General features: G+C 68.4%; 24 protein-coding genes. 5 read left to right on the top strand and 19 right to left on the bottom strand.

What is annotated here, in order from left to right; translation table 11 throughout:
• Positions 1-33: 33 nt before the first annotated feature.
• Together purE and yghU are read right to left on the bottom strand one after the other, a co-directional pair.
• A complete protein-coding gene (gene purE, locus KUV62_RS05005; protein WP_222602584.1) occupies positions 34-528 on the bottom strand; it encodes a 5-(carboxyamino)imidazole ribonucleotide mutase in 495 nt (164 codons plus the stop codon).
• A 91-nt stretch (positions 529-619) separates the two neighbouring features.
• Complete coding sequence (yghU, locus tag KUV62_RS05000) at positions 620-1,480, bottom strand: glutathione-dependent disulfide-bond oxidoreductase (RefSeq protein ID WP_222602583.1); 861 nt, start codon at positions 1,478-1,480, stop codon at positions 620-622.
• Between the two features lie 175 nt (positions 1,481-1,655).
• Between yghU and KUV62_RS04995 the strand changes: the two genes are divergently transcribed.
• The 4 genes from KUV62_RS04995 (at position 1,656) to KUV62_RS04980 (ending at position 5,511) form a co-directional block, all read left to right on the top strand.
• On the top strand, positions 1,656-4,115 hold the full coding sequence (locus KUV62_RS04995) for a ligase-associated DNA damage response DEXH box helicase (RefSeq protein WP_222602582.1): 2,460 nt from the start codon (positions 1,656-1,658) through the stop codon (positions 4,113-4,115).
• 78 nt (positions 4,116-4,193) lie between these two features.
• Positions 4,194-4,337 carry a hypothetical protein gene (locus tag KUV62_RS04990; protein WP_222602581.1) on the top strand — a complete coding sequence of 48 codons (144 nt, stop codon included), beginning with the start codon at positions 4,194-4,196 and terminating at the stop codon, positions 4,335-4,337.
• A 52-nt stretch (positions 4,338-4,389) separates the two neighbouring features.
• Complete coding sequence (gene pdeM / locus KUV62_RS04985) at positions 4,390-5,064, top strand: ligase-associated DNA damage response endonuclease PdeM (RefSeq protein WP_222602580.1); 675 nt, start codon at positions 4,390-4,392, stop codon at positions 5,062-5,064.
• A 39-nt stretch (positions 5,065-5,103) separates the two neighbouring features.
• Entirely contained in the window at positions 5,104-5,511 is a 408-nt protein-coding gene (locus KUV62_RS04980; RefSeq protein ID WP_222602579.1) for a PaaI family thioesterase, read from the top strand.
• A gap of 63 nt (positions 5,512-5,574) precedes the next feature.
• Here the strand turns inward: KUV62_RS04980 and folD are convergent, their stop codons facing one another.
• The 17 genes from folD to leuS all read right to left on the bottom strand — a co-directional run bounded on the left by folD (position 5,575) and on the right by leuS (position 23,553).
• Positions 5,575-6,477, bottom strand: a complete 903-nt coding sequence (folD, locus tag KUV62_RS04975; RefSeq protein ID WP_222602578.1) for a bifunctional methylenetetrahydrofolate dehydrogenase/methenyltetrahydrofolate cyclohydrolase FolD — start codon at positions 6,475-6,477, stop codon at positions 5,575-5,577.
• Between the two features lie 11 nt (positions 6,478-6,488).
• Positions 6,489-6,785, bottom strand: a complete 297-nt coding sequence (locus tag KUV62_RS04970) for a chorismate mutase (protein WP_222602577.1) — start codon at positions 6,783-6,785, stop codon at positions 6,489-6,491.
• A gap of 131 nt (positions 6,786-6,916) precedes the next feature.
• Positions 6,917-8,593 carry a formate--tetrahydrofolate ligase gene (locus tag KUV62_RS04965; protein WP_222602576.1) on the bottom strand — a complete coding sequence of 559 codons (1,677 nt, stop codon included), beginning with the start codon at positions 8,591-8,593 and terminating at the stop codon, positions 6,917-6,919.
• Positions 8,594-8,676: 83 nt separating this feature from the next.
• The gene (locus KUV62_RS04960) at positions 8,677-9,276 is read right to left on the bottom strand and encodes an MOSC domain-containing protein (RefSeq protein ID WP_222602575.1); all 600 of its coding nucleotides are present in this window, start codon (positions 9,274-9,276) and stop codon (positions 8,677-8,679) included.
• A gap of 99 nt (positions 9,277-9,375) precedes the next feature.
• Positions 9,376-10,152, bottom strand: a complete 777-nt coding sequence (locus KUV62_RS04955; RefSeq protein ID WP_410000834.1) for a methyltransferase domain-containing protein — start codon at positions 10,150-10,152, stop codon at positions 9,376-9,378.
• Positions 10,149-12,062 (bottom strand): ATP-dependent zinc metalloprotease FtsH, encoded by a 1,914-nt coding sequence (ftsH, locus tag KUV62_RS04950; protein ID WP_222602573.1) that lies wholly within the window; start codon positions 12,060-12,062, stop codon positions 10,149-10,151. The genes KUV62_RS04955 and ftsH overlap by 4 nt, the downstream gene beginning before the upstream one ends.
• 86 nt (positions 12,063-12,148) lie before the next feature.
• On the bottom strand, positions 12,149-13,495 hold the full coding sequence (tilS, locus tag KUV62_RS04945) for a tRNA lysidine(34) synthetase TilS (RefSeq protein WP_222602572.1): 1,347 nt from the start codon (positions 13,493-13,495) through the stop codon (positions 12,149-12,151).
• Between the two features lie 25 nt (positions 13,496-13,520).
• Positions 13,521-14,342: a tol-pal system protein YbgF gene (gene ybgF, locus KUV62_RS04940; protein ID WP_222602571.1), complete on the bottom strand. Its 822-nt coding sequence runs from the start codon at positions 14,340-14,342 to the stop codon at positions 13,521-13,523.
• A 5-nt stretch (positions 14,343-14,347) separates the two neighbouring features.
• Positions 14,348-14,872: a peptidoglycan-associated lipoprotein Pal gene (gene pal / locus KUV62_RS04935; protein ID WP_222602570.1), complete on the bottom strand. Its 525-nt coding sequence runs from the start codon at positions 14,870-14,872 to the stop codon at positions 14,348-14,350.
• A gap of 153 nt (positions 14,873-15,025) precedes the next feature.
• The gene (gene tolB, locus KUV62_RS04930; RefSeq protein WP_222602569.1) at positions 15,026-16,366 is read right to left on the bottom strand and encodes a Tol-Pal system beta propeller repeat protein TolB; all 1,341 of its coding nucleotides are present in this window, start codon (positions 16,364-16,366) and stop codon (positions 15,026-15,028) included.
• Positions 16,367-16,491: 125 nt separating this feature from the next.
• On the bottom strand, positions 16,492-17,625 hold the full coding sequence (locus tag KUV62_RS04925) for a cell envelope biogenesis protein TolA (RefSeq protein ID WP_410000833.1): 1,134 nt from the start codon (positions 17,623-17,625) through the stop codon (positions 16,492-16,494).
• A gap of 52 nt (positions 17,626-17,677) precedes the next feature.
• Positions 17,678-18,160, bottom strand: coding sequence for a protein TolR (gene tolR / locus KUV62_RS04920; protein ID WP_222602567.1), 483 nt, complete (start codon positions 18,158-18,160; stop codon positions 17,678-17,680).
• A gap of 3 nt (positions 18,161-18,163) precedes the next feature.
• Positions 18,164-18,859: a protein TolQ gene (gene tolQ / locus KUV62_RS04915; RefSeq protein WP_222602566.1), complete on the bottom strand. Its 696-nt coding sequence runs from the start codon at positions 18,857-18,859 to the stop codon at positions 18,164-18,166.
• 158 nt (positions 18,860-19,017) lie between these two features.
• Positions 19,018-19,407, bottom strand: a complete 390-nt coding sequence (gene ybgC, locus KUV62_RS04910) for a tol-pal system-associated acyl-CoA thioesterase (RefSeq protein ID WP_222602565.1) — start codon at positions 19,405-19,407, stop codon at positions 19,018-19,020.
• Between the two features lie 78 nt (positions 19,408-19,485).
• Positions 19,486-20,514: a DNA polymerase III subunit delta gene (gene holA, locus KUV62_RS04905; protein WP_222602564.1), complete on the bottom strand. Its 1,029-nt coding sequence runs from the start codon at positions 20,512-20,514 to the stop codon at positions 19,486-19,488.
• Positions 20,511-20,996, bottom strand: a complete 486-nt coding sequence (gene lptE / locus KUV62_RS04900) for an LPS assembly lipoprotein LptE (RefSeq protein ID WP_222602563.1) — start codon at positions 20,994-20,996, stop codon at positions 20,511-20,513. Before lptE ends, holA begins: the two co-directional genes overlap by 4 nt.
• Positions 20,983-23,553: a leucine--tRNA ligase gene (leuS, locus tag KUV62_RS04895; protein WP_222602562.1), complete on the bottom strand. Its 2,571-nt coding sequence runs from the start codon at positions 23,551-23,553 to the stop codon at positions 20,983-20,985. The genes lptE and leuS overlap by 14 nt, the downstream gene beginning before the upstream one ends.
• A gap of 187 nt (positions 23,554-23,740) precedes the next feature.
• On the opposite strand from leuS, the gene KUV62_RS04890 reads away from it, so the two are divergent.
• Complete coding sequence (locus KUV62_RS04890; protein ID WP_222602561.1) at positions 23,741-25,000, top strand: glycosyltransferase family 4 protein; 1,260 nt, start codon at positions 23,741-23,743, stop codon at positions 24,998-25,000.
• The last annotated feature ends 16 nt before the right edge of the window (positions 25,001-25,016 follow it).

Below are 25,016 nucleotides of genomic sequence, written 5' to 3'. Positions count from 1 at the left end.
GAAACGCCGCCGCTGACAAGCCGCGCCTGCGGATCAGTCGCGCACCGGCTCGTCGGGGATCGAGGCCGAGAGCGCCTTGCGCCACGCATCCAGCCGCTCGGCCAGCGCCGGATCCTGCAGCGCCAGGATGCCCGCCGCCATCAGCCCGGCATTGGCCGCACCGGCGCCGCCGATGGCCATGGTGCCGACCGGGAAGCCACGCGGCATCTGAAGGATCGAGTAGAGGCTGTCGACGCCGGAAAGCGCCTTGGTCTGCACCGGCACGCCGATCACCGGCACGCGGGTCTTGGAGGCCATCATGCCCGGCAGGTGCGCGGCACCGCCGGCGCCAGCGATGATCACCTGAAGACCGCGCTCCACGGCGTCCTTGCCATAGGCCCAGAGCCGGTCGGGGGTGCGGTGGGCCGAGACGATCTTGACCTCGTAGGCCACGCCCAGCTCGTCGAGCATCCGCGCCGCCTCTTCCATCGTCGGCCAGTCCGACTGGCTGCCCATGATGATGCCGACCTTGACCGTGTCTTCCGCCATTTCCTGCCCTGACCTCTCGCAAAAAGAAGCCCGCACTATAGCGGCTGGCCGCCCCGTGTCCATGCGTCAGGGGCGGCCGTATCGCGGCACCTTAGTCGCCGATCTTGTCCTGCGTGCGGGTCTCGAAATCCGTGGCCGCGTGACGCTCGCGCAGCTGCTGGCTGGGCTCGCCGCTCATGGCATTGACCATGCGGCCGCGCTGCACCGCCGGACGCTCGGCGATCTCGTCGGCCCAGCGGATGACATTCTTGTAGATCTGCACGTCGAGGAACTCGCCGGCGTCGTAGGAGCCGCCCTTCACGGTGCGGCCATACCAGGGCCAGATCGCCATGTCGGCGATGGTATAATCGTCGCCGGTGATGAACTTGCGGTCGGCCAGCGCCCGGTCGAGCACGTCGAGCTGGCGCTTCACCTCCATGGTGAAGCGGTCGATCGGGTATTCCATCTTGTAGGGCGCGTAGGCGTAGAAATGGCCGAAGCCGCCGCCCAGGTAGGGCGCACTGCCCATCTGCCAGAACAGCCACGACAGCATCTCGGCCCGGTTCTCGGGCGCGCCGAGGAAGGCGCCGAACTTCTCGGCGAGGTGCATCAGGATGGCCCCGGATTCAAACACCCGCACCGGCGTCTCGCCGGAGCGGTCGAGAAGCGCCGGGATCTTGGAGTTGGGATTGATCTCGACGAAGCCCGAGCCGAACTGGTCGCCATCGCCGATCTTGATCAGCCAGGCATCGTATTCCGCCTGCGTGAAGCCCGCCTCGAGCAGCTCCTCGAACATGATCGTGACCTTCTGGCCGTTCGGCGTGGCAAGGCTGTAGAGCTGGAACGGATGCTCGCCGACCGGCAGCTCCTTGTCATGGGTGGCGCCGGCGATGGGTCGGTTCAGCGAGCCCCATGTGCCGCCATTGTCCTTTTCCCACTTCCAGACCTTGGGCGGGGTGTACTCTTCGGTCATCTCTGCGTTTCCCTTGCGCTGTTTGGGCGGAAGGTAACGTCACTGGGCAGGAATGCCAGTGCCGCCCCTGTGCGGAGGGGCACAGGCAAGTCGCGCGGGGCCGCGCAGCCTGCCCGGGCCGCGCGAATCGAGTGCGTCTCTGTCGCAATCGCGGGCGCCGCCCTATCTATGGCCCATGACGACGCTCCCCGCCCCCCTGCAAGGCTGGTTCGACCGGCGCGGCTGGCAGATCCACCCCCACCAGCGCGAGATGCTCGCGCGCGCCGCCGACCCGTGTTTGCTGCTGATCGCGCCCACCGGCGGCGGCAAGACGCTGGCGGGCTTCCTGCCGACGCTGGTCGAGCTCTCGGAGGCGCCGCGCGAGGGGCTGCACACGCTCTATATCTCGCCGCTCAAGGCGCTGGCTGCCGACATCCGGCGCAACCTGCTGATCCCCATCGAGGAGGCCGGCCTGCCGATCCGCGTCGAGGACCGCACCGGCGACACGCCCTCCTCGCGCAAGCGCCGGCAGCGCGCCGACCCGCCGCAGATCCTGCTGACCACGCCCGAGAGCCTCGCGCTGCTGACTTCCTACGAGGATGCGCCGCGAATGTTCGCCGGGCTGCAGCGGGTGGTCATCGACGAGATCCACGCGCTGGCCGAAAGCAAGCGCGGCGACCAGCTGATGCTGGCGCTGGCGCGGCTACAGACGATGTGCCCGGGGCTGCGGCGCGTGGGGCTCTCGGCTACGGTCGAGGATCCGGAGGCCATCGCCCGGCTGCTGGCGCGGCATCCCGATCCCTGCGAGATCCTGCAGGCCGATCCCGGCCCCGAGCCCGACATCTCGATGCTGGTCACCGACGAGGCGCCGCCATGGTCCGGCGGCGGCGCGGCCTACGCCATCCCGGCGGTGCTCGAGCAGGTGAAGAAGCACAGGACCACGCTGATCTTCCACAACACCCGCGCCCAGGCCGAGATCTTCTTCCACAACCTCTGGCTTGCCAACGAAGACGCGCTGCCAATCGGCATCCACCACGGCTCGCTCGACCGTGGACAGCGCGAAAAGGTCGAGGCAGCGATGGTGCGCGGCGAGCTGAGGGCCATCGTCTGCACCGGCTCGCTCGATCTCGGCATCGACTGGGGCGACGTGGATCTGGTGATCCAGATCGGCGCGCCAAAGAACGTCAAGCGGCTGGTGCAGCGCATCGGGCGGGCCAACCACCGCTACAACGCGCCCTCCAAAGCGCTCTTGGTGCCTGCCAACCGCTTCGAGGTGGTGGAATGCGTGGCCGCGCTCGAGGCGGTAAAGGCGCGCGAGCTTGACGGCGAGTGGCGTGGGCGCGGGCCGCGCGACGTGCTCTGCCAGCACATCCTCATCGCCGCCTGCGCCGGACCGTTCGACGCCGATGCTCTGTTCGCAGAGATGACACAGGCCGGCGCCTATGCCGACCTGAGCCGCGCCGAGTTCGACGCCTGCCTCGCATTCTGCGCCACCGGCGGCTATGCGCTGCGCGCCTATGACCGCTGGCAGCGGCTGCTGCAGCGCGAGGACGGGCTCTGGCAGCTGCGCGACCCGCGCTCGGCGGCGCGCATCCGCCAGAACATCGGCACGATCCAGGACACCGACACGCTCAAGGTGCGCTGGCGCGGTCGCGGCGGCGCGCCTCTGGGCGAGATCGAGGAGGGCTTTGCCGCCTCGCTGAGCCGCGGCGACACCTTCCTGATCGGCGGCCAGATCGTGCGCTATGAGGGGCTGCGCGAGATGACCGTGGAAGTCTCGCGCGATGCCGCAAGAAAGCCCAAGATCGCCACCTTCAACGGCACCAAGTTCGCCACCTCGACGCAGCTGTCGCAGCGCATCCTGCGCATGTTCGGTCAGGACCGCTGGCCCGAGTTGCCCGGCCACACCGCCGAATGGCTGAGTCTGCAGCGCGAGGTCAGCCGCCTGCCCGAGCCCGAGCGCCTCCTGATCGAGAGCTTCCCGCATGACGGGCGCGAGCAGCTCGTGGCCTATGGCTTCGCCGGGCGCAATGCCATGCAGACGCTGGGCCTGCTGCTGACCAAGCGGATGGAGGAGGAGGGGCTGGCGCCGATGGGCTTCGTGGCCTCGGATTACGCGGTGCTGATCTGGGGGCTCGACGCGGTGACCGACCCCAAGCCGCTCTTCGATCTCGCCAAGCTCGAGGCCGGGCTCGAGACCTGGCTGCAGGGCAACGCGGTGATGAAGCGCACCTTCCGCGCCTCCGCCACCATTGCCGGGCTGATCGAGCGCAACACCGGCGGCCAGCGCAAGAGCGGGCGGCAGGCGACGATGTCGTCCGATATCCTCTACGACACGCTGGTGAAATACGATCCCGACCACCTGCTGCTGCAGATCACCCGCGAGGAAGCGATGCGCGGGCTGGTGGATTTCAGCCGCATCCGCGAGATGTGCGAACGGGTCGAAGGCCGGATCGATCTGCTGAGGTTGAAACGCGTCTCGCCGCTTTCGGCGCCGCTTTTCCTCGAGCCGGGGCGCATTCCCATTGCCGGACTGGCCGATGAACGGCTGATGCAGGAAGAGGTCGCCGCGCTGCTCGACGAGGCTGGGCTGTCGCAATTGAATGCCGGGAATCCGACCATTGTCGCCGAATCGCCCACGAAAACTCAGAAATAAGGCGGTATTGTTTCAATCTTGAATTGCCCGTTACCGTTGCAAAAGGTATTCAACGAGTTGGGGTCGAGATCGGAATATATGCCTGAACACCATGAGTGCACCTCGAGAAAACGGCAGCTTCCGCGTGGGTGGTGGATCCTGTTCGCGATGCTGATCGGGCTGGTGCTCTGGGTTTTCATCATCAAGGGGCTGATCGGTCTGCTGCGCATGGTCACGGGCTGATCGCCGCTTCGTGCCCTTGCCCTGCCCGGGCGCATCCGGCATTCAGGCGACGATGGAACAGGCCAGGAACACCCTTCCCTTCAGGTTTCGCGATGCGCGGCTCGAAGCGCTGCCCTCGGGGGCGCTGTTCTGGCCGGAGGCGGGGCTTCTGGTGGTCTCGGACCTGCATTTCGGCAAATGCGCCCGGCTCTCGGCGGTCGGCGGCGCGGCACTGCCGCCCTACGAGACCCGCGACACGCTGCTGCGTCTCGAGGGGGATCTCGAGACGACCGGCGCGGCGCGGGTGATCTGCCTCGGCGACAGCTTCGATGCCAGCGAGGTCGAGGGCGAACTTCCGGAAGACGACCGGGTCTGGATCACCCGGCTGCAGGCGGGGCGCGACTGGGTGTGGATCGAGGGCAACCACGATCCCGGGCCGGTGGCGCTCGGCGGCACCCATCTGGCTGAGCTGAGCATCGGCGGGCTGGTCTTCCGGCATATCGCGACACGCGGCGCAGCGGGCGAGGTTTCGGGGCATTACCACCCCAAGGCGCGGCTCAAGCTGCGCGGGCGGACGCTGTCGCGCCCCTGCTTCCTGTTCGATGCCGAGCGGCTGATCCTGCCCGCTTACGGCGCCTATACCGGCGGGCTGCGCAGCGACAGCGCGGCGCTCCGCGCGCTGATGGCCGAAGACGCCTGCGCCATCCTCACCGGGCCGCGTCCCGTGGCCATCCCGATGCCGCGCTGAGGGCTTGCCAAGCGCGGCGCGCCGTGGCCCTCTGCCGGCATGGAGATCGAGACCCGCATCCGCGAGAGCTTTGACCGGCAGAGCATGATGAAGACGCTTGGCGCGCGGCTGGTCGCGGTCGCGCCGGGCGCTGTCGAGATCGACGCCGCGATCACCCCCGACCTGTCGCAGCAGCATGGCTTTGCCCACGCGGCGCTGGCCTTCGCCATCGGCGACAGCGCGGCGGGCTACTCGGCCCTGACGGTGATGCCGGAAGATCGCGAGGTGGTCACCTCGGAGATGAAGATCCACCTGCTCGCCCCGGCGCGCGGCGACAGGCTCATCGCGCGCGGGCGCGTGGTCAAGCCCGGGCGGCGGCTGGTGATCGTGACGGCGGATGTGTTTGCGGTCGAGGGCGGGGTCGAGACCCACGCCGCGCTGCTCACCGGGACGATGGTGCCGGTCTGAGCGGTTCCGGTCCGAGCGAGAGCGCCGGGGCACGGCAAGCGCCCCGGCGGTCGTATCATGAGATCAGGCGGTGAGGCCTTCCGGCTCCGCAAGGCCATTGGCGCGGCAGCAGGCGGTGACGGTGTTGGCCAGCAGGCAGGCGATGGTCATCGGCCCGACGCCACCCGGCACCGGGGTGATGGCGCCGGCGACCTCGGCGCAGCTCTCGTAGGCGCAATCGCCGACCAGCCGGGTCTTGCCCTCGCCCTTCTCGGGCGCCGGAATGCGGTTGATACCGACGTCGATCACCGTGGCGCCCGGCTTGATCCAGTCGCCCGGCACCATCTCGGGGCGGCCCACCGCGGCGACCACGATATCGGCACGGCGCACCACCTCTGCAAGATCCTTAGTGCGCGAATGCGCGATGGTCACGGTGCAGCTCTCGCCCAGCAGCAGCTGCGCCATCGGCTTGCCGACGATGTTCGAGCGCCCGATCACCACCGCGTCGAGCCCCGACAGCGAGCCGAGCTGGTCACGCAGCATCATCAGGCAGCCCAGCGGGGTGCAGGGCACCATGCTCTTCTGGCCGGTGCCGAGCAGGCCGACGTTGGAGATGTGGAAGCCGTCCACGTCCTTGGCCGGGTCGATGGCGTTGATCACAGCATCGGCGTTCATGTGATCCGGCAGCGGCAGCTGCACGAGGATGCCATGCACCGCCGGGTCGACGTTGAGCTTCTCGATCAGCGCCAGCAGCTCGGCCTCGGAGATGCTGGCGTCGAGCTTGTGCTCGAAGCTCTGCATGCCGCATTCCACGGTCTGCTTGCCCTTGTTGCGGACATAGACCTGGCTGGCCGGGTCCTCGCCCACCAGCACCACGGCGAGCCCGGGCGTGATGCCATGCTCATCCTTCAGCCGCGCCACATGCGCCGCCACCTTTTCCCGCACCGAGGCCGCAAAGGCCTTGCCGTCGATGATCTTCGCCGTCATGCAGCTCTCCTTCATTCGCGCCCGAGCGCGGCCTGTTCGCGCCGGATCGACCATTCCACAAGTTCGCGCCAGAGCGTCTCGGCAAGGTCTGGATCCCAGCCCCCCGCCTCGGCGTTGCGGCGTGCGTTCGCGATGACCTCCTCGACCCGCGCATCGATGCGGGCCGGCCATCCGTTGCCGTCCTTGAGTTCGGCCGCGCGCGAGATCAGCCGGGCGCGATGCGCCAGAAGCGCGCCGAGCGCTCTGTCGGTGGCATCCACCTCGGACCGAAGATCGGTCATATCGCCAAGGGTGGCGGGGTCGCGCATGGCGGGGACTCTCCAGCAAGGCCGTCACGCCCCTAATGCCGCGACGGTTGCCAATGATCAACGTCCCCAAGCGGCGCATTGAGGGCTTGAAGCGGCAAAAGCCGTTCCGATAGGCGCTCTTGCGGCGCCGATCAGAACAACCCTTCCACCTCCCCCGCGTCGTTGAGCCGGATCGCCTCGGCCGCCGGCTGCCGCGGCAGGCCCGGCATGGTCATGATGTCACCGCAGATCGCCACCACGAACCCCGCCCCGGCCGAGAGCCGCACCTCGCGCACCGGCACCACGTGGCCCTCGGGCGCGCCGCGCAGGCCGGGATCGGTGGAGAAGGAATACTGCGTCTTGGCCATGCAGACCGGCAGGTGGCCGTAGCCCTGCGCCTCCCACTCCTCGAGCTGGGCGCGAATGCGGGTGTCGGCAGTGACCTCGTGGGCGTGGTAGATGCGCTCGGCCACGCATTCGATCTTGTGCCAGAGCGACATCTCGTCGGGATAGAGCGGGGCAAACTGCGCGTGGCCGGCATCGGCGATCTCGGCCACGCGGGTCGCCAGCGCCTCGGTACCCTTGCCGCCCTCGGCCCAGTGGGTGCAGAGATGCGCCTCGGCCCCCTGCCCCTCGACATAGGCCCGGACGGCGGCGATCTCGGCCTCGCTGTCGCCGGTGAAATGGTTGATTGCCACCACCACCGGCACACCGAAGCCCTTGAGGTTCTGGATGTGGCGCCCGAGATTGGCGCAGCCCTCGCGGACGGCGGTGACGTTCTCGGCCGAGAGCTCTTCCTTGGCCAGTCCGCCGTTCATCTTAAGCGCCCGGATGGTGGCCACCAGCACCACGCAATCGGGATGCAGCCCGGCCTTACGGCACTTGATGTCGAAAAACTTCTCGGCCCCCAGATCGGCCCCGAAGCCCGCCTCGGTGACCACGTAGTCGGCGAGCTTGAGCGCCGTGCGGGTGGCGATCACCGAGTTGCAGCCATGGGCGATATTGGCGAACGGCCCGCCATGCACGAAGGCCGGCGTGTGCTCGAGGGTCTGGACGAGGTTGGGCTGCATGGCATCGCGTAGGAGCACCGTCATGGCGCCGTCGGCCTTGATGTCGCGGGCGAAGACCGGGCTCTTGTCGCGGCGATAGGCGACGATCATCTCGCCGAGCCGGCGCTGCAGGTCGGCCAGATCGTCGGCAAGGCACAGGATCGCCATGACCTCGGAGGCCACGGTGATGTCGAAGCCGGTCTCGCGCGGGAAGCCGTTGGCGACACCGCCGAGCGAGGTCACCGTGTGGCGCAGCGCGCGGTCGTTCATGTCGATCACTCGGCGCCAAACCACGCGGCGCAGATCGATCTCCTGCTCGTTGCCCCAGTGGATATGGTTGTCGATCATCGCCGCCAGCAGGTTGTGGGCGCTGGTGATGGCATGGAAATCGCCGGTAAAATGGAGGTTCATTTCCTCCATCGGCACAATCTGCGCATAGCCGCCGCCGGCGGCCCCGCCCTTCATGCCGAAATTCGGCCCCAGCGAGGCCTCGCGGATGCAGATCGCGGTATTCTTGCCGATCCGGCTCAGCCCGTCGCCCAAACCCACCGTAGTGGTGGTCTTGCCCTCGCCTGCCGGCGTCGGGTTGATCGCGGTGACGAGGATCAGCTTGCCATCCTTGCGGCCATTGAGTCCGGCGATGAAGTCCTGCGTGACCTTCGCCTTGTCATGACCATAGGGCAGCAACTGCTCCGGCGGGATGCCCAGCTTGGCGCCGATCTCCTGAATGGGCCGTTTCTCGGCCTCGCGGGCGATCTCGATATCCGGTTTTGCAGCCATGGGCGGTGTCCCCTCCGTCTTCGCGATGTTTGCGGCAACTGTGCCGCATCGCGGGCGCGGAGAACACCGTGAAAAGCCCGCCCCTAGCGGCTGCGCACCGCCTCGATATGGGCCCAGACACGCTGATCGGGAATGCTGAGCTGCAGCGTCTCGCCAACCGCGAGCCGTCCGGGCCGCTCGACCCATGCGGTGACCCCGCGTCGGCCCTCGGCGGCGGGCTTGAAGCGGGCGCCGAAGCCGTCGCGCTCCTTCTCGATCTCGCGCCCCGGCAGCACGCAGGGGCGGTTCTCCATGTCGACCGCCAGCGTGGTGCCGTCGGGGCCCTGCAGCCGCGACGAGGGCGGGATATGCGAGAAGTCGGGCAGCCCCTCGACCACCATCGACGCGCCGATCCATTCCGGCTCGATGCGCTCGAGCCCCATGCGCTCGGCGATCGCCTCCAGCTCCTCGGCGGAGACGATTGCGAGCTGGCGCACGTTGCGGATCTCGGTGCCGCGCTGGTGCTGCGACAGCACCCGGCTGCAGGACGGCCGCGTCAGCCCCGAATGCCGCTCGCCCACGGCGCCTTCGAAGCGCAGGTCGAGCGCCTCGACCGCCTCGGAGCGCAGCCCGTCGCCCTCGAGCGGGACGCGGCCCAGCCAGCGGATCGTGGCGTGGAAATCGGTGGTCTTCAGAGCGGGCATGAAAGCTTTCCTCGTGGCAACCCTTCGTGGGTGCCGAAACGCGGCCGGGGTCTCAAGCCGATTTATGCGGATTCACGAATAATTCGCGCAGCACATCGGTCAGACGGTGAGCGTGAAGAACAGGCGGCGGAACGGGAACAGCACGCGCCCGTCCGGCCCGGTCGGGTAGGCGCTGCCGATCACGCGCTCGTAGGCAGTGATGAGCTGGGCCTGCTCGTCTTCGTTGAGCACCGCCAACACCGGCCGCGCGAAGGTGGCCTCGGTGAAGCGCCGTACCGGGTGGCCTTCGCCATCGGGGGCCAGATCCTGGTAGTACTCGGTCTCCCAGATCGCCACGCGGCCGAGCGGGCTGAGCAGCCGGTGATACTCGGCCGGCAGCATGACCTCGGGCTGGGCATCGGGGTCGATGCGGCCCGGGAACAGCTCTTCGGCGAGGCTGAGCCAGAAGCGGTGCGAGGGGGCGTTGTTCTGATGCGGCATCTGCACCGCCAGCGTGCCGCCAGGGGCGAGCTTGGAGGCCAGCAGCGTCAGCAGGTTGGCATGGTCGCCGACCCATTGCAGCGCGGCGTTGGAGAAAATCAGCGCCGCCGGCGCGTCGGGCAGCCAGAACGACAGATCCTCCTCGATCAGCGCGTCATAGCAGCCGGTGCGCCGCGCCTGTTCGAGCATGCTCTTGCTGAGATCGACGCCAATAAGCTTGCGGCCAAGCTGCTGCAGCGCCGGGCCCGCCGCGCCGCTGCCGCAGCCGAGATCGATCACCGCGCCCTCGGGCAGCGGGCCGACGCTGCGCAGCAGATCGATGGCGGGGCGCAAACGAAGACCCCGGAATCTTTGGTAGAGTCCGGGGTCCCAGTCTGGTGTCTGCGAACCGCTCATGCGGTCGGTTCGGGTTCCATGCCGCCTTCGCCGGCGGGCTTGGATTTCGGCTTGGTCTTCGGGATCGCGGTGACGCTGGGCGTGTCGTCGTCCGAGCTGTCGGCATCGCCGCTGCTGTGCGGCGGCTCGCCATTCATCACGCGCTTGATCTCGTCGCCGGTCAGGGTCTCGTACTCGAGCAGGCCTTGCGCCAGACGCTCCCAGTCTTCCTTGCGGTCGGTGAGGATCTGGAAGGCCCGCTCATAGGCTTCCTGGATGAAGCGGCGCACCTCTTCCTCGATCAACTCCTTGGTGTGGGCCGAGACCGACAGGCCCGCGGTGTTGCCCTGGTAGCCCTCGTGGGCCTCGGAGTAATCGATATTGCCGATCCGGTCCGACATGCCCCAGCGCAGCACCATCGCACGCGCCAGTGCCGAGGCTTGCTGGATGTCGCCCGCCGGGCCGTTGGAGACGTTGGGCTCGCCGTACTTGATGATCTCGGCGGCCTTGCCGGCCATGGTCATGGCGAGCTTTTCCTCGCACTCGGACTTGTGCCAGTTCAGGCGGTCAATCTCGGGCAGCGAAACCACCATGCCGAGGGCACCGCCGCGCGGGATGATCGTCGCCTTGTAGACCGGATCGCATTGCGGCAGGGCGAGGCCCACCACCGCATGACCGGCCTCGTGATAGGCGGTCTTTTCCTTCTGGTCGGCGGTCAGGACCATCGAGCGGCGCTCGGCGCCCATCATGACCTTGTCCTTGGCGTTTTCGAAATCTTCCATCGTCACGAAGCGGCGGCCGACGCGGGCGGCCATCAGCGCCGCCTCGTTCACCAGGTTGGCGAGGTCCGCACCCGAGAAGCCCGGGGTGCCGCGCGCGATGATGCGCAGATCGACATCGGGGCCAAGCGGGGTCTTGCGGGCGTGCACGCCGAGGATCTTCTCGCGGCCCTTGATGTCGGGGTTGCCGACCATGACCTGACGGTCGAAGCGGCCCGGGCGCAGCAGCGCCGGGTCGAGCACATCGCGGCGGTTGGTGGCGGCGATGATGATGACGCCCTCATTGGCCTCGAAGCCGTCCATCTCGACCAGCAGCTGGTTGAGGGTCTGCTCGCGCTCGTCATTGCCGCCGCCATAGCCGGAGCCACGGTTGCGACCGACGGCATCGATCTCGTCGATGAAGACGATGCAGGGGGCGTTTTTCTTGGCCTGCTCGAACATGTCGCGCACGCGGCTTGCGCCGACGCCGACGAACATCTCAACGAAGTCGGAGCCCGAGATGGTGAAGAACGGCACGCCGGCCTCGCCCGCGATGGCGCGCGCCAGCAGCGTCTTACCGGTGCCCGGAGGGCCCACGAGCAGCGCACCCTTGGGGATCTTGCCGCCGAGGCGCGAGAATTTCTGCGGGTTGCGGAGGAATTCAACGATCTCCTCGAGCTCTTCCTTGGCCTCGTCGATGCCGGCGACATCGTCGAAGGTCACCCGGCCGTGCTTCTCGGTGAGCAGCTTGGCCTTGGACTTGCCGAAGCCCATCGCGCCGCCTTTGCCGCCGCCCTGCATCCGGTTCATGAAGTAGATCCAGACGCCGATCAGCAGCAGGAAGGGCAGCAGCGAAAGCAGGAAGGCCTGGAAGCCAGATTGTTCCTGCTGCTCCGCGCGCACCGTCACGCCATTGTCGATGAGAAGGTCGGTGACCTGGGCATCCTGGGGTTTCACCGTCACGTAGTCGGTGCCGTCGCTGCTGCGGTAGCGGATCTGTTCACCGTCGATCGTGACCGAGCTGACACTGTTGTCTTCCACCGCCGAGACGAAATCGGAATAGCTGATCTCGCGGCTCTGAAGGGTGCTGCCACCGCCCGAGAACAGGTTGAACAGGGCGAGGATCAGAAGAAACAGGACCACCCAGAAGGCGATATTACGTGCGTTGCCCAAGGAATGCCTCCAAACATGCGTCGCGTGCCCCGATCGGAGCACGATGTGCCTAACATAAGGATCGGAGCCGCACGTTCAATGCGAATTCAGTGCGAAAGCAGGAAGCCCGGGAAACCATCGCCCTGCCCGTCGCTGCCGTCCAGCACCGTCGTGCCGCCCGGCCCGACGCCGAGCGCGTCGCAGGCGACGAGCCGGTCGCCCTCCCAGACCGCAGGCAGGGGCAGCGCCAGCGCGTGCGGGACCCGCCCGTCGCGAGTAGTGGCAGCCTGACGCCAGCCGTCATCGCCAAGCGCACGCACGGTCAGCCCCTTGAGATCGGGATGGAAAACCCGCCAGCGCCCGTCCCAGAGCGTGGTCTCCGAGACCGCGACGGTCAGGGAGGCGACCGCCGCGTATTCGCGCCAGACCCGCAGCTGCGTGGGCTCGGCCCGCGCCGCGCAGCCCATCAGCGTCCCCGCGCCGCCCGAGAGCAGCCGCTCGAGCAGCGCCTCGAGCGCCGCCGCACGCGGGCGATACTCCGCCGAGGCGACCCATTGCAGGGCGGCGGCAAGCAGCCGCAGCTGGGTGTCGCGCTCGAGCGCCGCGAAGCGGTCTCGCTCGAAGAGCAGGTCGCCCGCGGCCCCCTCTCGGCCGCAGTGCTCCCACGCCCAGAGCGCCCGCGCCCGCAGCGCCTCGCGGGCGCGCGACATGCGCCCGGCGGTGGCGGCGAGGGTCTCGGCGCCAAGCCCTTCGGCCTCGAGCCCCTGCAACAGCTTGCGGATGCGGGCGCGCTCGTAATGGTCGTCCTCGTTGGTGGGATCCTCGACCCAGCGGCCCTTGAGCACGCGCAGGTAATGCCGCAGCTCCGCGCGCCGCATGTCGAGACAGGGGCGCACGAGGGTGAACCCGGTCGGCACCGCCGCCTCCGGCGGCCGCGCGCCACAGCACTCCTCGCGGGCGAGCGGCGCGCAATCCGCCTGCGGCACTACGCGCAGCGGGCGCATCGCCGAGAGCCCGTCGACCCCGGAGCCCCGCGCCAGCCGCATCAGGAAGGTCTCGGCCACGTCGTCGCGTGTATGGGCCAGTAAGACGTGCGAGAGCCCGCCGCGCCAGCGGCCGATGAGGTCGAGCCGGGCGCGGCGGCCGGCGTCCATCAGGTTGCCCTGCCCGTCCCAGCGCCAGCGCAGCGTTGCGTGGGGATGGCCCAGTTCTTCGCAGGTCTCGCGCACCAGCGCCGCCTCCGACGCGGCCTCCGGGCGCAGCCCGTGATCGACGGTCACCACCCAGAGCCTCGTACCCCAGACATGGGCCCAGTTGTGCGCCAATGTCAGCATCGCCATGCTGTCGCCGCCGCCGGAGACGGCGAGCGCGATATCGGAGGGAAAATCCGGCCCCAGCGTCGCGCCCATCGCCTCGGCGAAGCGCTGGTCGAGGCTGTCGGGCTGGGGCGTCACCGGAGCCGTCTCACGGAGGGCCGCCTCACTGGCAGCCGAGACGGCCCATCTCGGCCTCGGCCTCGGCCACCATCGGGCTGTCCGGGTAGCGCGCGCCGACCTCGGCCAGCGTCACGCAGGCCTCGTTGAGGCTCTGCAGCGCCCCAAGCGCCGCCCCGAGCCGCCACAGCGCCTCCGGCGCGGCATCGCTCTCGGGGTAATTGGCATAGGCATCGAGGAAACGGCGCGCCGCGGTGCGGGTGTCGCCGGTTTGGTCGAGCGCCTTGCCCTCGGCGAGCAGCGCGTCGGGCTCTAGCGGGCTGCCGGGAAAGGTCTGGCGAAAGGACGCAAACTGGTCTGCGGCGCCCTGAAAGTCACCGCTGGCGAGCGCCTCCTGCGCCCGCCGGAAGTCGTTCTGTTCGCCGATCGCAAGCTCTGCGCCGCCATTCGAGGGCTGCGCCGGGGCCGGCGCGGGCGCACCGGTGGAGGGCGCCTGCCCGCCCAGCAGCGGCGTGTCGCCGAGGCTGCCGATATCGCAGGCGGGCTCGAGCTCGCAGAGCCGGAACTCGAGATCGCCGATGCGGTTGCTGCCGTCCTGCACCACCACGTCGACGCGGTGCTGCAGCTCTTCTGCGAGCGCCGTGACACGCTGCAGCTCGCGCTCGATGATGTTGACCCGGTCGAGCGTGCTGCCGCTCACCTGCACGCCGCTCGCCCCGGTGGTGTTGAGCTCCTGCTGAAGGCGCAAGAGCTCTCCCTTGAGCAGCGACAGATCCTGCCGGATATCGGCGAGGGTTTCACTGTCCTGGGCCGGCACGGCGGTGGCCGCGGCAAGACCGAGGCTGAGGGCGAGGACGGCAAGGCGCATGGTCGTCAGCTCCCGAGACCCATGGAGATCACGGTGACGGCGCGGCGGTTTTTGGCGTAGCACGCCTCTTCCGAGCAGATCTCGACCGGGCGCTCCTTGCCGTAGCTGATGATCTTCAGCCGGTTCGGCGCGACGCCCTTGGAGATCAGGTACTCCATCGTCGCGTTGGCGCGGCGGGCGCCGAGCGCGATGTTGTATTCGCGGGTGCCCTGCTCGTCGGCGTGACCCTCGATCACCGCGAGGTAATCGGAGTTGGTCATCAGCCAGCCGGCCTGCGCGTCGAGGGTCGCCTGCGCCTGCGGCGTCAGGGTCGACTGGTCGACGAGGAACAGCACCCGGTCGCCGATGGTCTGGTTGAAATAGGCGGGCGACTTGGGATCGCTGGCGCTGCCCGGCACGATGCCGGCATTGGCGCCGGCCCCGGCGCCATAGGCGTCGGTGCCGCTGCCGGCGCCGAAGCGGTCGCCGCTGGTACAGGCCGCCAGCCCCAGTACGGCGGCAATCATCAGGGCCTTGGAGAGATGTTTCATGGAACTGTCCTGCTCGTTTCTTGCCGGCAAATTATCACAGGCATGTTGGCTTGCAAATGTCGTGCGAAGACCAGGATTTTTCGTCCGAAAAATCCTGGTCCGGGGTCGGGTGACCCGAAAAATCTCTCGAAGAAGATTTTTCGGGCGCATTGGTCACTGCAGCGGGCCCCAGCTCGGATCGGAGGCGCCGTCGGGGGTGCGGACCCGGGTGAGCTTTCGCCCCGCCACGTCGACGCTGTAGAGCGAGGAGGTGCCGCTGGCGCCCTGGGTCTCGCGCGAGAACATCAGCACCCGGCCGTTCGGCGCCCAGGTCGGGCCCTCGTCGAGATGCGAGGCGGTGAGCAGGCGCTCCTCGCTGCCGTCGGTGCGCATCACGCCGATGTGGAAGCGGCCCTGGTTCTGCTTGGTAAAGGCGATGAGATCGCCGCGCGGCGACCAGACCGGTGTGCCGTAGCGCCCCTGCCCGAAGCTGATCCGCGTCGGCTCGCCGCCGCTGGCCGGCATCACGTAGAGCTGCTGGCTGCCCGAGCGGTCGCTCTCGAAGACGATGCGGCTGCCGTCGGGCGAGAAGCTCGGCGCGGTCTCGATCGCGGGGGTGAAGGTCAGCTGCGTGGTAGTGCCGCTGGCCAGGTCACGCATGTAGATGTCGGTGTTGGAGCCGGAGGTGACCGAGTAGACCACCTTGCTGCCATCCGGCGAGAAGCGCGGCGCGAAGCTCATGATGCCGCCACCGGCCGACATGATCTGGCTTTGCACGGCCCCCACGTTCAGCACGTGCACCTGTGGCTCGCCGGTCTCATAGCTGGTGTAGAGCACCCGCTCGCCATTGGGCGAGAAGCGCGGCGCCAGCACGATCGAGCGGCTGTCGGTCAGGTACTGCACGTTGGCGCCATCGTAATCCATGATCGCGAGGCGCTTGGCGCGCTGGTCTTTGGGCCCGCTCTCGGAGACGAAGACCACGCGGCTGTCGAAATAGCCACTCTCGCCGGTAAGGCGCGAATAGACCTGGTCGGCCACCTTGTGGGCCAGCCGGCGCCAGCCATCGGAGGTCGCCGCGAACTGCATGCCGTCGCCGAGCTCGGTGCCGGCGAACACGTCCCAGACGCGGAACTTCACGGTGACCCGGCCCTCCTGCTCGGAGACCGCCCCGGTCAGCAGCACCAGCGCATTGATCGCCTTCCAGTCGGCGAACTGCACCGGGCTCTCGAAGGAGGTGATGCGGCTGATATGGGCCTCGCGCGGGATCTCGCGGAAGAGGCCCGTGCCCGTCAGGTCATCGGCGATCACCTGGGTGATCTGCTCGGCATATTGCTGCGCGCCCGGCGTCTCCGCGACGAAGGCCGGCACCGCATAGGCCATCGGCTCGATGGTGCCCTCGGTGATCTCGATCCGCAGCGGACCGCCCTGCGCCTGCGCCGCATTGGGCAGCGCCAGCCCCAGCGCCGCCACGAGGGCGAGGGCCAGCGCCACTGCCTGCGCCAAAACCTGTTTCATTCCAAAGCTCCCCTTGCCGGACCGGCATCTGCTCGTGCTGTGTTGGTGGTCAGGATAGTGCGCCCGGGCGGCGGGAACAGCCAAGTTCCGCCGCCGCGATGGGCAAGACCTTGCCGGTCGCATGATCATCGCAGCCTCATGTCGTCGGGATTGAAGGTCATCTCGATGCGTTTCCACTGCTCGTATTTCTCCTGCGGAAGCTGGTAGCCGTCGCCCTGGCAGCGCAGGATGGCGCGGCGTGCCGCCTGGAAGGCGGTGTCCGCGGCCGCAGCGCTGCCGCCCTCCGAGCCGATCAGCCGCAGGCTCGAGCTGACGACGCGGCCCGAGGGCTCCATCTCCATGCCCACGGTCACCGTGACGCTGGCGGCTTCGCTGCCCACGTCGACGATCCAGCAGCGCTGCACCGCGATGCGCAGACCGTCCTGTTCGCCGCGGGTGAGCGGCGGGCCGGCGGGCGCGTCGGATTGCGTCGGGGCACCTCCCCCCAGCGCCTCGGCGATCGCCGCATCGACGGCGGACTCGCCGGGCTGCGACGGCGCGGGCTCCGGCTCGGGCGTGCTCGGGGTCACGGGCTCCGGGGTCGGCTCCGGCGCGGGCTCGGGCGTGGTCTGGGCACTGGCGATGTCGCGCGGGCGGGGGCGCGGACGCACCGAGGCGGGCGGCGCCGAGGCCGGCTCTTCGGCTTCAGTGACGATCTCGGTCGCGGTCTCGGGCGGTGCGGTGGCTTCCTGGGCCTCCTCGGCGACGTCCGGGCTGTCGGCCTCTTCCTGCGCCGCCTCCTGCACCTCCTCGGCCTCGGCCACCTCGGGCTCGGACGGGGCGACCGGCTCAGGTGCGACGCGGGGCGCCGGGCGCGGCACCGGACGCGGCGCGTTGTCGGGGGCAAAGACCTGCGGCACCGCCTCGGCGGCAGGCGGCGCGGGCACCGGTTCCGGCACGGGCTCGGGCGCCGGTTGCGGGGCCGGTTCGGGATCAGGCTGCGGTACGGGGGCGGGTTCCGGTGCCGGGGCCTCGGGCGCTGGCTGCGGCTCCGGGGCGGGGGCAGGCTCGGGCTGCGGTTCGGGCTCCGGGGCAGGCTCGGGCTGTGGCGCAGGTTCGGGTGCCTCGACCGGGGCGGTGACCTCGGTCTGCACCTCGGGTGCCTGCGCGGCATCGACCATGGCGGAGAACTCCGCCTCGGAGATCACCGACACGTCCGAGACCTCGAACTCCGGCGGATCCGGGCGAAACACGTTGCCGACCAGCAGCCACAGCAGCACCAGGGCGTGCGCCCCGGCGGATATGGAGAAACTCCTGCGCAATCAGGCCCCCTCAGCCGCCGTCCGCGCCATCGAGCGCCGGGCCACCGCTGTCGGTGACCAGCCCGATCGAGGAGAAGCCGCCGCGATTGAGCGCGCCCATGACCTGCGCCACCGTCTGGTAGGGCACCGCCCCGTCGGCGCGCAGGAAAATGCGGTCGTCGGCGCGCTCCACCGCGATGGCGCGCAGCCGGTTGACCAGCTCGTCCATCGCCACCTCGGTGGTCTGGATCATCACGACGCCATCGGCGGTGATCGTCACCGCGAGCGGTTCCTCGGTCTCCGAGGGCAGCGAACTGGCTGCGGTCTTGGGCAGCTCCACCGGCACGCCCACGGTCAGGAGCGGCGCCGCGACCATGAAGATGATCAGCAGCACCAGCATCACGTCGACCATCGGCGTGACGTTGATCTCGGCCATGGGCTGCGATCTGCCGCCGCTGCGGCGTCGCCGGCGGCTGCCGCCGCCTCCGCCCGATTTCATCACACCGCCGCCCATGGATCAGGCGTCCAGCTGGCGCGAGAGGATGGTGGAGAATTCGTCGGCGAAGGCCTCGTAGCCCGAGATGATGCGGTCGGCGTCGGCAGAGAGCTTGTTGTAGAAGATCACCGCCGGGATGGCCGCGACGAGGCCCAACGCGGTGGCGAAGAGCGCCTCGGCGATGCCGGGCGCCACGACCACCAGCGAGGTGTCCTGCTGGGCGGCGATCTCGATGAAGGCGTGCATGATGCCCCAGACGGTGCCGAAGAGGCCTACGAAGGGCGCGGTGGACCCGACGGTCGCCAGCACCGGCAGACCGCGCTGCAGGTCTTCGGCCTCCTTCTGGATCGCCACGTCCATCGAGCGGTCGATGCGGGCATGGGCACCGGCAATCAGCCCGCCATCGTCGCGATGCGAGCGGCGCCACTCGGTCATTCCGGCGGCGAAGACGCGCTGCGCGCGGCCCTTGGGCTCGGGGCCGATCTGGTCGTAGAGCTCGTCGAGGGGCTCGCCGGACCAGAAGGCCCGGTCGAACTTGGCCGCCTCGCGCCGGGCGGCACGGTAGCTGACGATCTTCTCGATGATGATCGCCCAGCCCCAGACCGATGCCAGCACCAGCATCAGCATCACCAGTTTCACCGTCAGGGTGGCGCGCGCGAACAGCCCCCACATGGAGAAGTCGATCTCCTGCGCGAGCTGGAGGGTTTGTGGATCCATAAGCCTGCTCTTCCTCATCGGGCCCGTGTGCACTGGGCTCTCGTTACCGACGATTCTAGCGGATTTGCAGGGCGAACGCCAACACATTGGCGTCATCGGGGCTGTGAAAGCCCTGTGTCACAGGGTTTTGACGGCGCAACTCCGCCGAGCGGGCGGGCTCAGTGCACCTTGCGGCGGATCTGCTGCGGCAGGCGGGTCGGGTGGCCATCGAGCGTCATGGTCACCAGCGTCACCTCGGCGGTGAACAGCGCCTCGCCGTCGCGCAGCACCTCCTGATGCAGCACCAGCCGCACGCCGCTGACCGACTGCACCTTGGTCTCCACCACCAGCTCGTCGTCGAAGCGCGCGGAGGCGCGGAAATCGGCCTCGATGCGGCGGATCACGAAGACCACGCCCTCGTGCTCGCGCAGGGCGTTCTGGTCGATGCCCATGCCCTTGACCCATTCCGAGCGCGCCCGCTCGATGAACTTGAGGTAGTTGGCGTGGTAGACGATCCCCGCCATGTCGGTGTCTTCGTAATACACCCGCACCGGAAATTCATGCAGCATCGTTTGGCTCCCCTTGCCTCGCGGCGCGACCCTAAGCGCAGAGCCGCGCGCGCGCAAGCTGCGGAGGCGCAAGGGCTTTTAGCGGCGGTTGCAGAGCCACGCGAGGCGCACGAAGCCGCGCTCGACCAGCGCCATGGCGGGCGCGCGCTGCCCCGCCGAGCGGATCGAGAGATCGGTGTCCATCAGCATGCCCAGCGCCGCCTCGAGCCGGTCGGCCGACCAGTTCTGCGCCTGCCGCAGCATCCGGTCGCGGCGCGGCCCGAAAAGCGGCGGGCGCAGGCGCTGCAGCCCGGCCTGCGGGCCGCCCTGCGCCGAGGCCAGCGCGTAGAGCACGCGGAAATGGCGCATCGCCATGATCAGCAGCGTCACCGGGTTGACCCCCTGCCCCTCGAGCCGTTGCACCAGCGGCCCGATCTCGGCGCTGCGGCCCTCGGCCACCACGTTGAGGATGTCGTCGAGCTCGGCCTCGATCGAGGCCGGGGCGCAGAGCGCCACCTCCTGCGGGGTGAGCGGTTCGGGATCGTCGAGCTTGTAGAGCGCGACCTTCTCCAGCACCTGCCGGAAATCGCCCGGATCGAGCGCCCGGGCAAAACCCTCGAGCGCCTCGAAGGCGGCGCGGTCGACCTGTTCGAGCCCGGCCTTCTTCAGCGCGGCCTCGATCTCGTCGCGGCCCGGCGGGTCGGAATAGATGCCGATGGCAAGGCCGTTGTGGAAGCCCTCGAAGAGCTTGCGCAGCTTCGATTTCGCCGCCAGCTGCCCGGCAGTCACGATGATCTGGGCATCGCCCTCGCGCCACTCGTCGAGCGCCGCCTTGATGACATCCGTCAGACCGTCGGTCGCGTCCTCGACGAAGGCCACCCGCGGCCCGGGAAAGAAGCCCTGCGACTTGATCGCGTCGAGCAGCATGGCGCTGTCGCGGCGCAGCTCGCTGGCGGGAATGCGGGTGAGGCGCATCTCGGCCTCGCCCTCCGGGCCGACCAGCGCGCCGATGACCTCTTGCCGGCGATGGGCGACGCGCATCGCGTCCTCGCCATAGAGCAGCACCCCCGCGCGCGACGGGTCGGGCTTGCGGAAGAAGGCCTGTGCGTCGCGCCCGGTCAGCTTCATTGCGGCAGCTTGTTCGCGTCGAGCATCAGCCGGTCGATGACCTGATCGGCGAGGATCACCATCAGCCGGCGCTTGGCGTCGCGCTCGGCGGCCTGCGTGGCGGCGGTGGAGCCGGTGGCGGAATAGCCGGTGAAGGCGTCGGTCCGGCCCGAGATCAGCACCTCCTCGCTGCCCACGAGGCTGAGGCTGTAGGTCGCCCGCCCGGTGAGCTGGTAGCGGGTGGTCTGGCCGTCGGCCAGCGAGCCGAGACCGCTGGAATCGACCTGCACCTGCCGCTTCAGGAAGTATGGGCCGGAGGCGCGGCCGAGCCGCTCCTCGAAGCGGGCGTTGAAATCGTAGGTGTAGCGCCGGTCGGGCTCGGGCAGCGCCACGGCGTTGAGCAGCCGGCCACCACCGCCTTCGGGCCCGTAGACCGGCGTGAACCCGCAGCCCGCGAGGGCTGCGAGAGAGATCAGGAAGGTTCTGCGATCAGGCAACCACATTGACGATCCGGCCCGGGACAACGATCAGCTTCTTCGGCGCGGCCCCCTGCAGGGTCCGTTCCACAGCTTCATGCGCGATGACGAGTTTTTCAATCTCTTCCTTCGGCATGTCCTTGGGCACGGTCAGCTCGCCGCGGCGCTTGCCGTTGACCTGGATCGGCAGGGTCACCGTGTCCTCGACCAGCATCGCCTCGTCAGCCTTGGGCCAGGGCGCATCGGCAATGAGCCCCTCGCCGCCCAGCAGCTGCCAGATCTCTTCCGAGAGGTGCGGGGTCATGGGCGACATCAGCTGCGCCAGAACCTTGGCGGCCTGGGTCTTGGCCTCGGTGCCCGCGCGCGACTTGGTCAGCGCGTTGGTGAAGGCGTAGAGTCGGGCGATCGCGGCGTTGAAGCCGAAGCTCTCGACGCCCATCGTCACGTCGTGGATCGCCTTGTGCATCTCGCGCAGCAGCGCCTCGTCCTCGCCGGTCGGCGGCACGTCGGCCTCGGCGATCTCGGCGCAGGCGCGGAACACCCGGCCAAGGTGCTTGTGGGCCGCCTCGGCGCCCGAGGCCGTCCACTCGACATCACGCTCGGGCGGGCTGTCGGAGAGCACGAACCAGCGCGCGGTGTCGGCCCCGTACTGGCCGATGATGGCGACCGGGTCGACGACGTTGTTCTTCGACTTCGACATCTTGGCAGAGGGGATGATCTCGACCTCGGTGCCATCCTCGAGGAAGCCCTTGCCGTCACGCAGCTCGACCGCCTCGGGGTAGTGGTAGACCGGACGGCCCTCGGCGTTCTTGGTCTGGTAGATCGCGTGGGTCACCATGCCCTGCGTGAACAGCGCGTTGAACGGCTCCTTGCACTTCTCCGGCAGGTGGCCGGTGATGTACATCGCCCGCGCGAAGAAGCGCGAGTAGAGCAGGTGCAGGATCGCGTGCTCGATGCCGCCGATATACTGGTCGACATTCATCCAGTAGGCGGCCTCCTCGGCATCGACCGGCGTGTCGGCATGCGGCGAGGTGAAGCGGGCGAAATACCACGAGCTGTCGACGAAGGTGTCCATCGTGTCGGTCTCGCGCCGGGCCGGCGCGCCGCAGGACGGGCAGGCGCAATCGCGCCAGTCCGGGTGACGGTCGAGCGGGTTGCCGGGGATCGAGAAGTCGATCGGCTTTCCGCCCTCGTCGTAGGGCAGCTGGATCGGAAGGTTTTCCTTCTTTTCCGGCACCACGCCGCAGGCCTCGCAATGCACCACCGGGATCGGGCAGCCCCAGTAGCGCTGGCGGCTCAGGCCCCAGTCGCGCAGGCGGTACTTGGTGACGCCATGGCCGACGCCGTTGGCCTCGCAGAACGCCACCGCGGCCTCAACCGCCTCGTCGCCGGTCTGGACCTCCTCGCCCGCCACGAGCCGGGTGTAGCGGACCTTTTCCGACTTCTGCGGCACGAAGGGCTCGGCGGCAATGTCGATCTCGCCCTCGATCGGCACGAAGGTCTCGACGATCGGCAGGCCGTACTTGGTGGCGAACTCGTGGTCGCGGGCATCGTGGCCCGGGCAGCCGAAGATCGCGCCGGTGCCGTAATCCATCAGGATGAAGTTGGCGATGTAGACCGGCAGTTCGACCGAGGTGTCGAACGGGTGGCGCACGGTGATGCCGGTGTCGAAGCCGCGCTTCTCGGCCTTCTCGAGCTCTTCCTCGGAGGTGCCCATGCGGCGGCACTCGGCGACGAACGCGGCCAGCTCGGCATTGTCCTTCTCGAGCGTGCGCGCCAGCGGGTGATCCGGCGAGATGCCGACAAAGCTCGCGCCCAGCAGCGTGTCGGGGCGGGTGGTGTAGACCTCGATGCGGTCAAAGCCCTCGGGGGCGTCGACGGTCGAGAAGGCGAACTCGAGCCCGCGCGAGCGGCCGATCCAGTTGGCCTGCATCAGCTTGACCTTGGCGGGCCAGTCGTCGAGCCCGTCGAGCGCATCGAGCAGCTCGCCGGAGAAATCCGAGATCTTGAAGAACCACTGGGTGAGCTCCTTGCGCTCCACCAGCGCACCCGAGCGCCAGCCGCGGCCGTTCTCGACCTGCTCGTTGGCGAGCACGGTCATGTCGACCGGGTCCCAGTTCACCACGGCGTTCTTGCGGTAGACGAGGCCGGCGTCGAGCATGTCGAGGAACAGGCCCTGCTGCTGGCCGTAATATTCCGGATCGCAGGTCGCGAACATGCGCGACCAGTCGAGCCCGAAGCCCAGCGGCTTCATCTGCTCGACCATGGTGTCGATGTTGGAATAGGTCCAGTCCTTCGGGTGACCGCCCGAGGCCATCGCGGCGTTCTCCGCCGGCATCCCGAAGGCGTCGAAGCCCATCGGGTGCAGCACGTTGAAGCCGTTCTGCTTCTTGTAGCGCGCGATCACGTCGCCCATCGTGTAATTGCGCACGTGGCCGATATGGATGCGCCCCGACGGGTAGGGGAACATCTCGAGCACGTAGTATTTCGGCTTGTCGGCGGTGCGGGTGGCCTTGAAGGTCAGGGCCTCATCCCATGCGGCCTGCCATTTCGGCTCGATCGTGGCGGGGTCGTAACGCGACATTTCTTATTCCCTCGGAACGGACGGGTCTCGGGGCGGGGTGATAGGCGCATGCCGCTCGGGCGTCCAGCGAAAGGCGACATTTCCGCAACCGAGGCCCGGCTTGGCACCTGCCCGGGCGCTCAGCGGTTGGATCGCTGCCGCGGTCGTGTCACAAACGTCAAAAGCCATTTCCGAGACGTTTCGTGACATGAAGATCCTTTGCATCCACCAGAATTTCCCTGGGCAGTACAAGCATCTCGCGCCTGCGCTGGTGCAGCGCGGTCACGAGGTCACGGCGCTGACGCTGAAGGTCAAGGAGCCGACGCACTGGAATGGCGTGCGGATCCTGCCCTACAAGATCACCGGCGGCAGCACCAATGGCATCCATCCCTGGCTCGGCGATTTCGAGACCAAGCTGATCCGCGGCACGAGCTGCTACAACGGCGCCCTCCAGCTTCGCAAGACCGGCTACAAGCCCGACGTGATTCTCGCCCATCACGGCTGGGGCGAGAGCCTGTTCCTCAAGGATGTCTGGCCCCGCGCCGTGATGGGGCTCTATTGCGAGCTCTACCACCTCACCAGCAAGCCCTTCGTCGGCTTCGACCCCGAGTTCGACGGCCCGGTGCAGGAGAGCAACAAGCTCCGCATCCGGATGAAGAACCTCAACAACCGCCTGCACGAAGAGATCATGGATGCGGGGATCTCGCCGACCCGGTTCCAGGCCGGCACCTTCCCCGGGGAATGGCAGGACCGCATCACCGTCGCGCATGACGGCATCGACACCGACCATGTCTGCCCCAACCCCGAGGCCACGCTCGAGGTGACCGACGGCAAGGTGCTGACCCGCGAAGACGAGGTCATCACCTTCATCAACCGCAACCTCGAGCCCTATCGCGGCTACCATATCTTCATGCGTGCCCTGCCCGAGATCCTGCGGCGCCGGCCCAATGCCCAGATCACCCTGATCGGCGGCGACGAAGTCAGCTACGGCTCGAAGCCGCCCGAGGGCACGACCTGGAAGCAGATGTTCATCGACGAGGTGAAGGACCAGATCTCGGAAGAGGACTGGAAGCGCGTGCACTTCCTCGGCCGGGTGCCCTACGACCGCTTCCTCGCGATGATGCAGGTCAGCCGGGTGCACGTCTATCTCACCTACCCGTTCGTGCTGAGCTGGTCGCTGCTCGAGGCGATGAGCGCCGGCTGCGCCATCCTCGCCAGCGATACCGAGCCGGTGAAAGAGGCGATTTCAGAGGATGAGACCGGCTGGATGGTCGATTTCTTCGACGTGAAAGGGCTCACCGACCGGCTCTGCACGCTGCTCGACGATCCCGAGACTCGCGCCCGGCTCGGCCGCAACGCGCGCGCCCATGTGCGCGCGCATTACGATCTCAAGACCCGCTGCCTACCGCAGCACGTCGAATGGGTGGAGCGCCTGGTGGCGCTGAAGCCGCGCCCGCCGCGCGACTGACGCGGGCGACGCGGCA

This window comes from Salipiger bermudensis (assembly GCF_019801965.1).
Lineage (GTDB): Bacteria > Pseudomonadota > Alphaproteobacteria > Rhodobacterales > Rhodobacteraceae > Salipiger > Salipiger bermudensis_A.
Note: the sequence above shows the minus strand (reverse complement) of the source record. Positions and strands in the feature narration are given on the sequence as shown.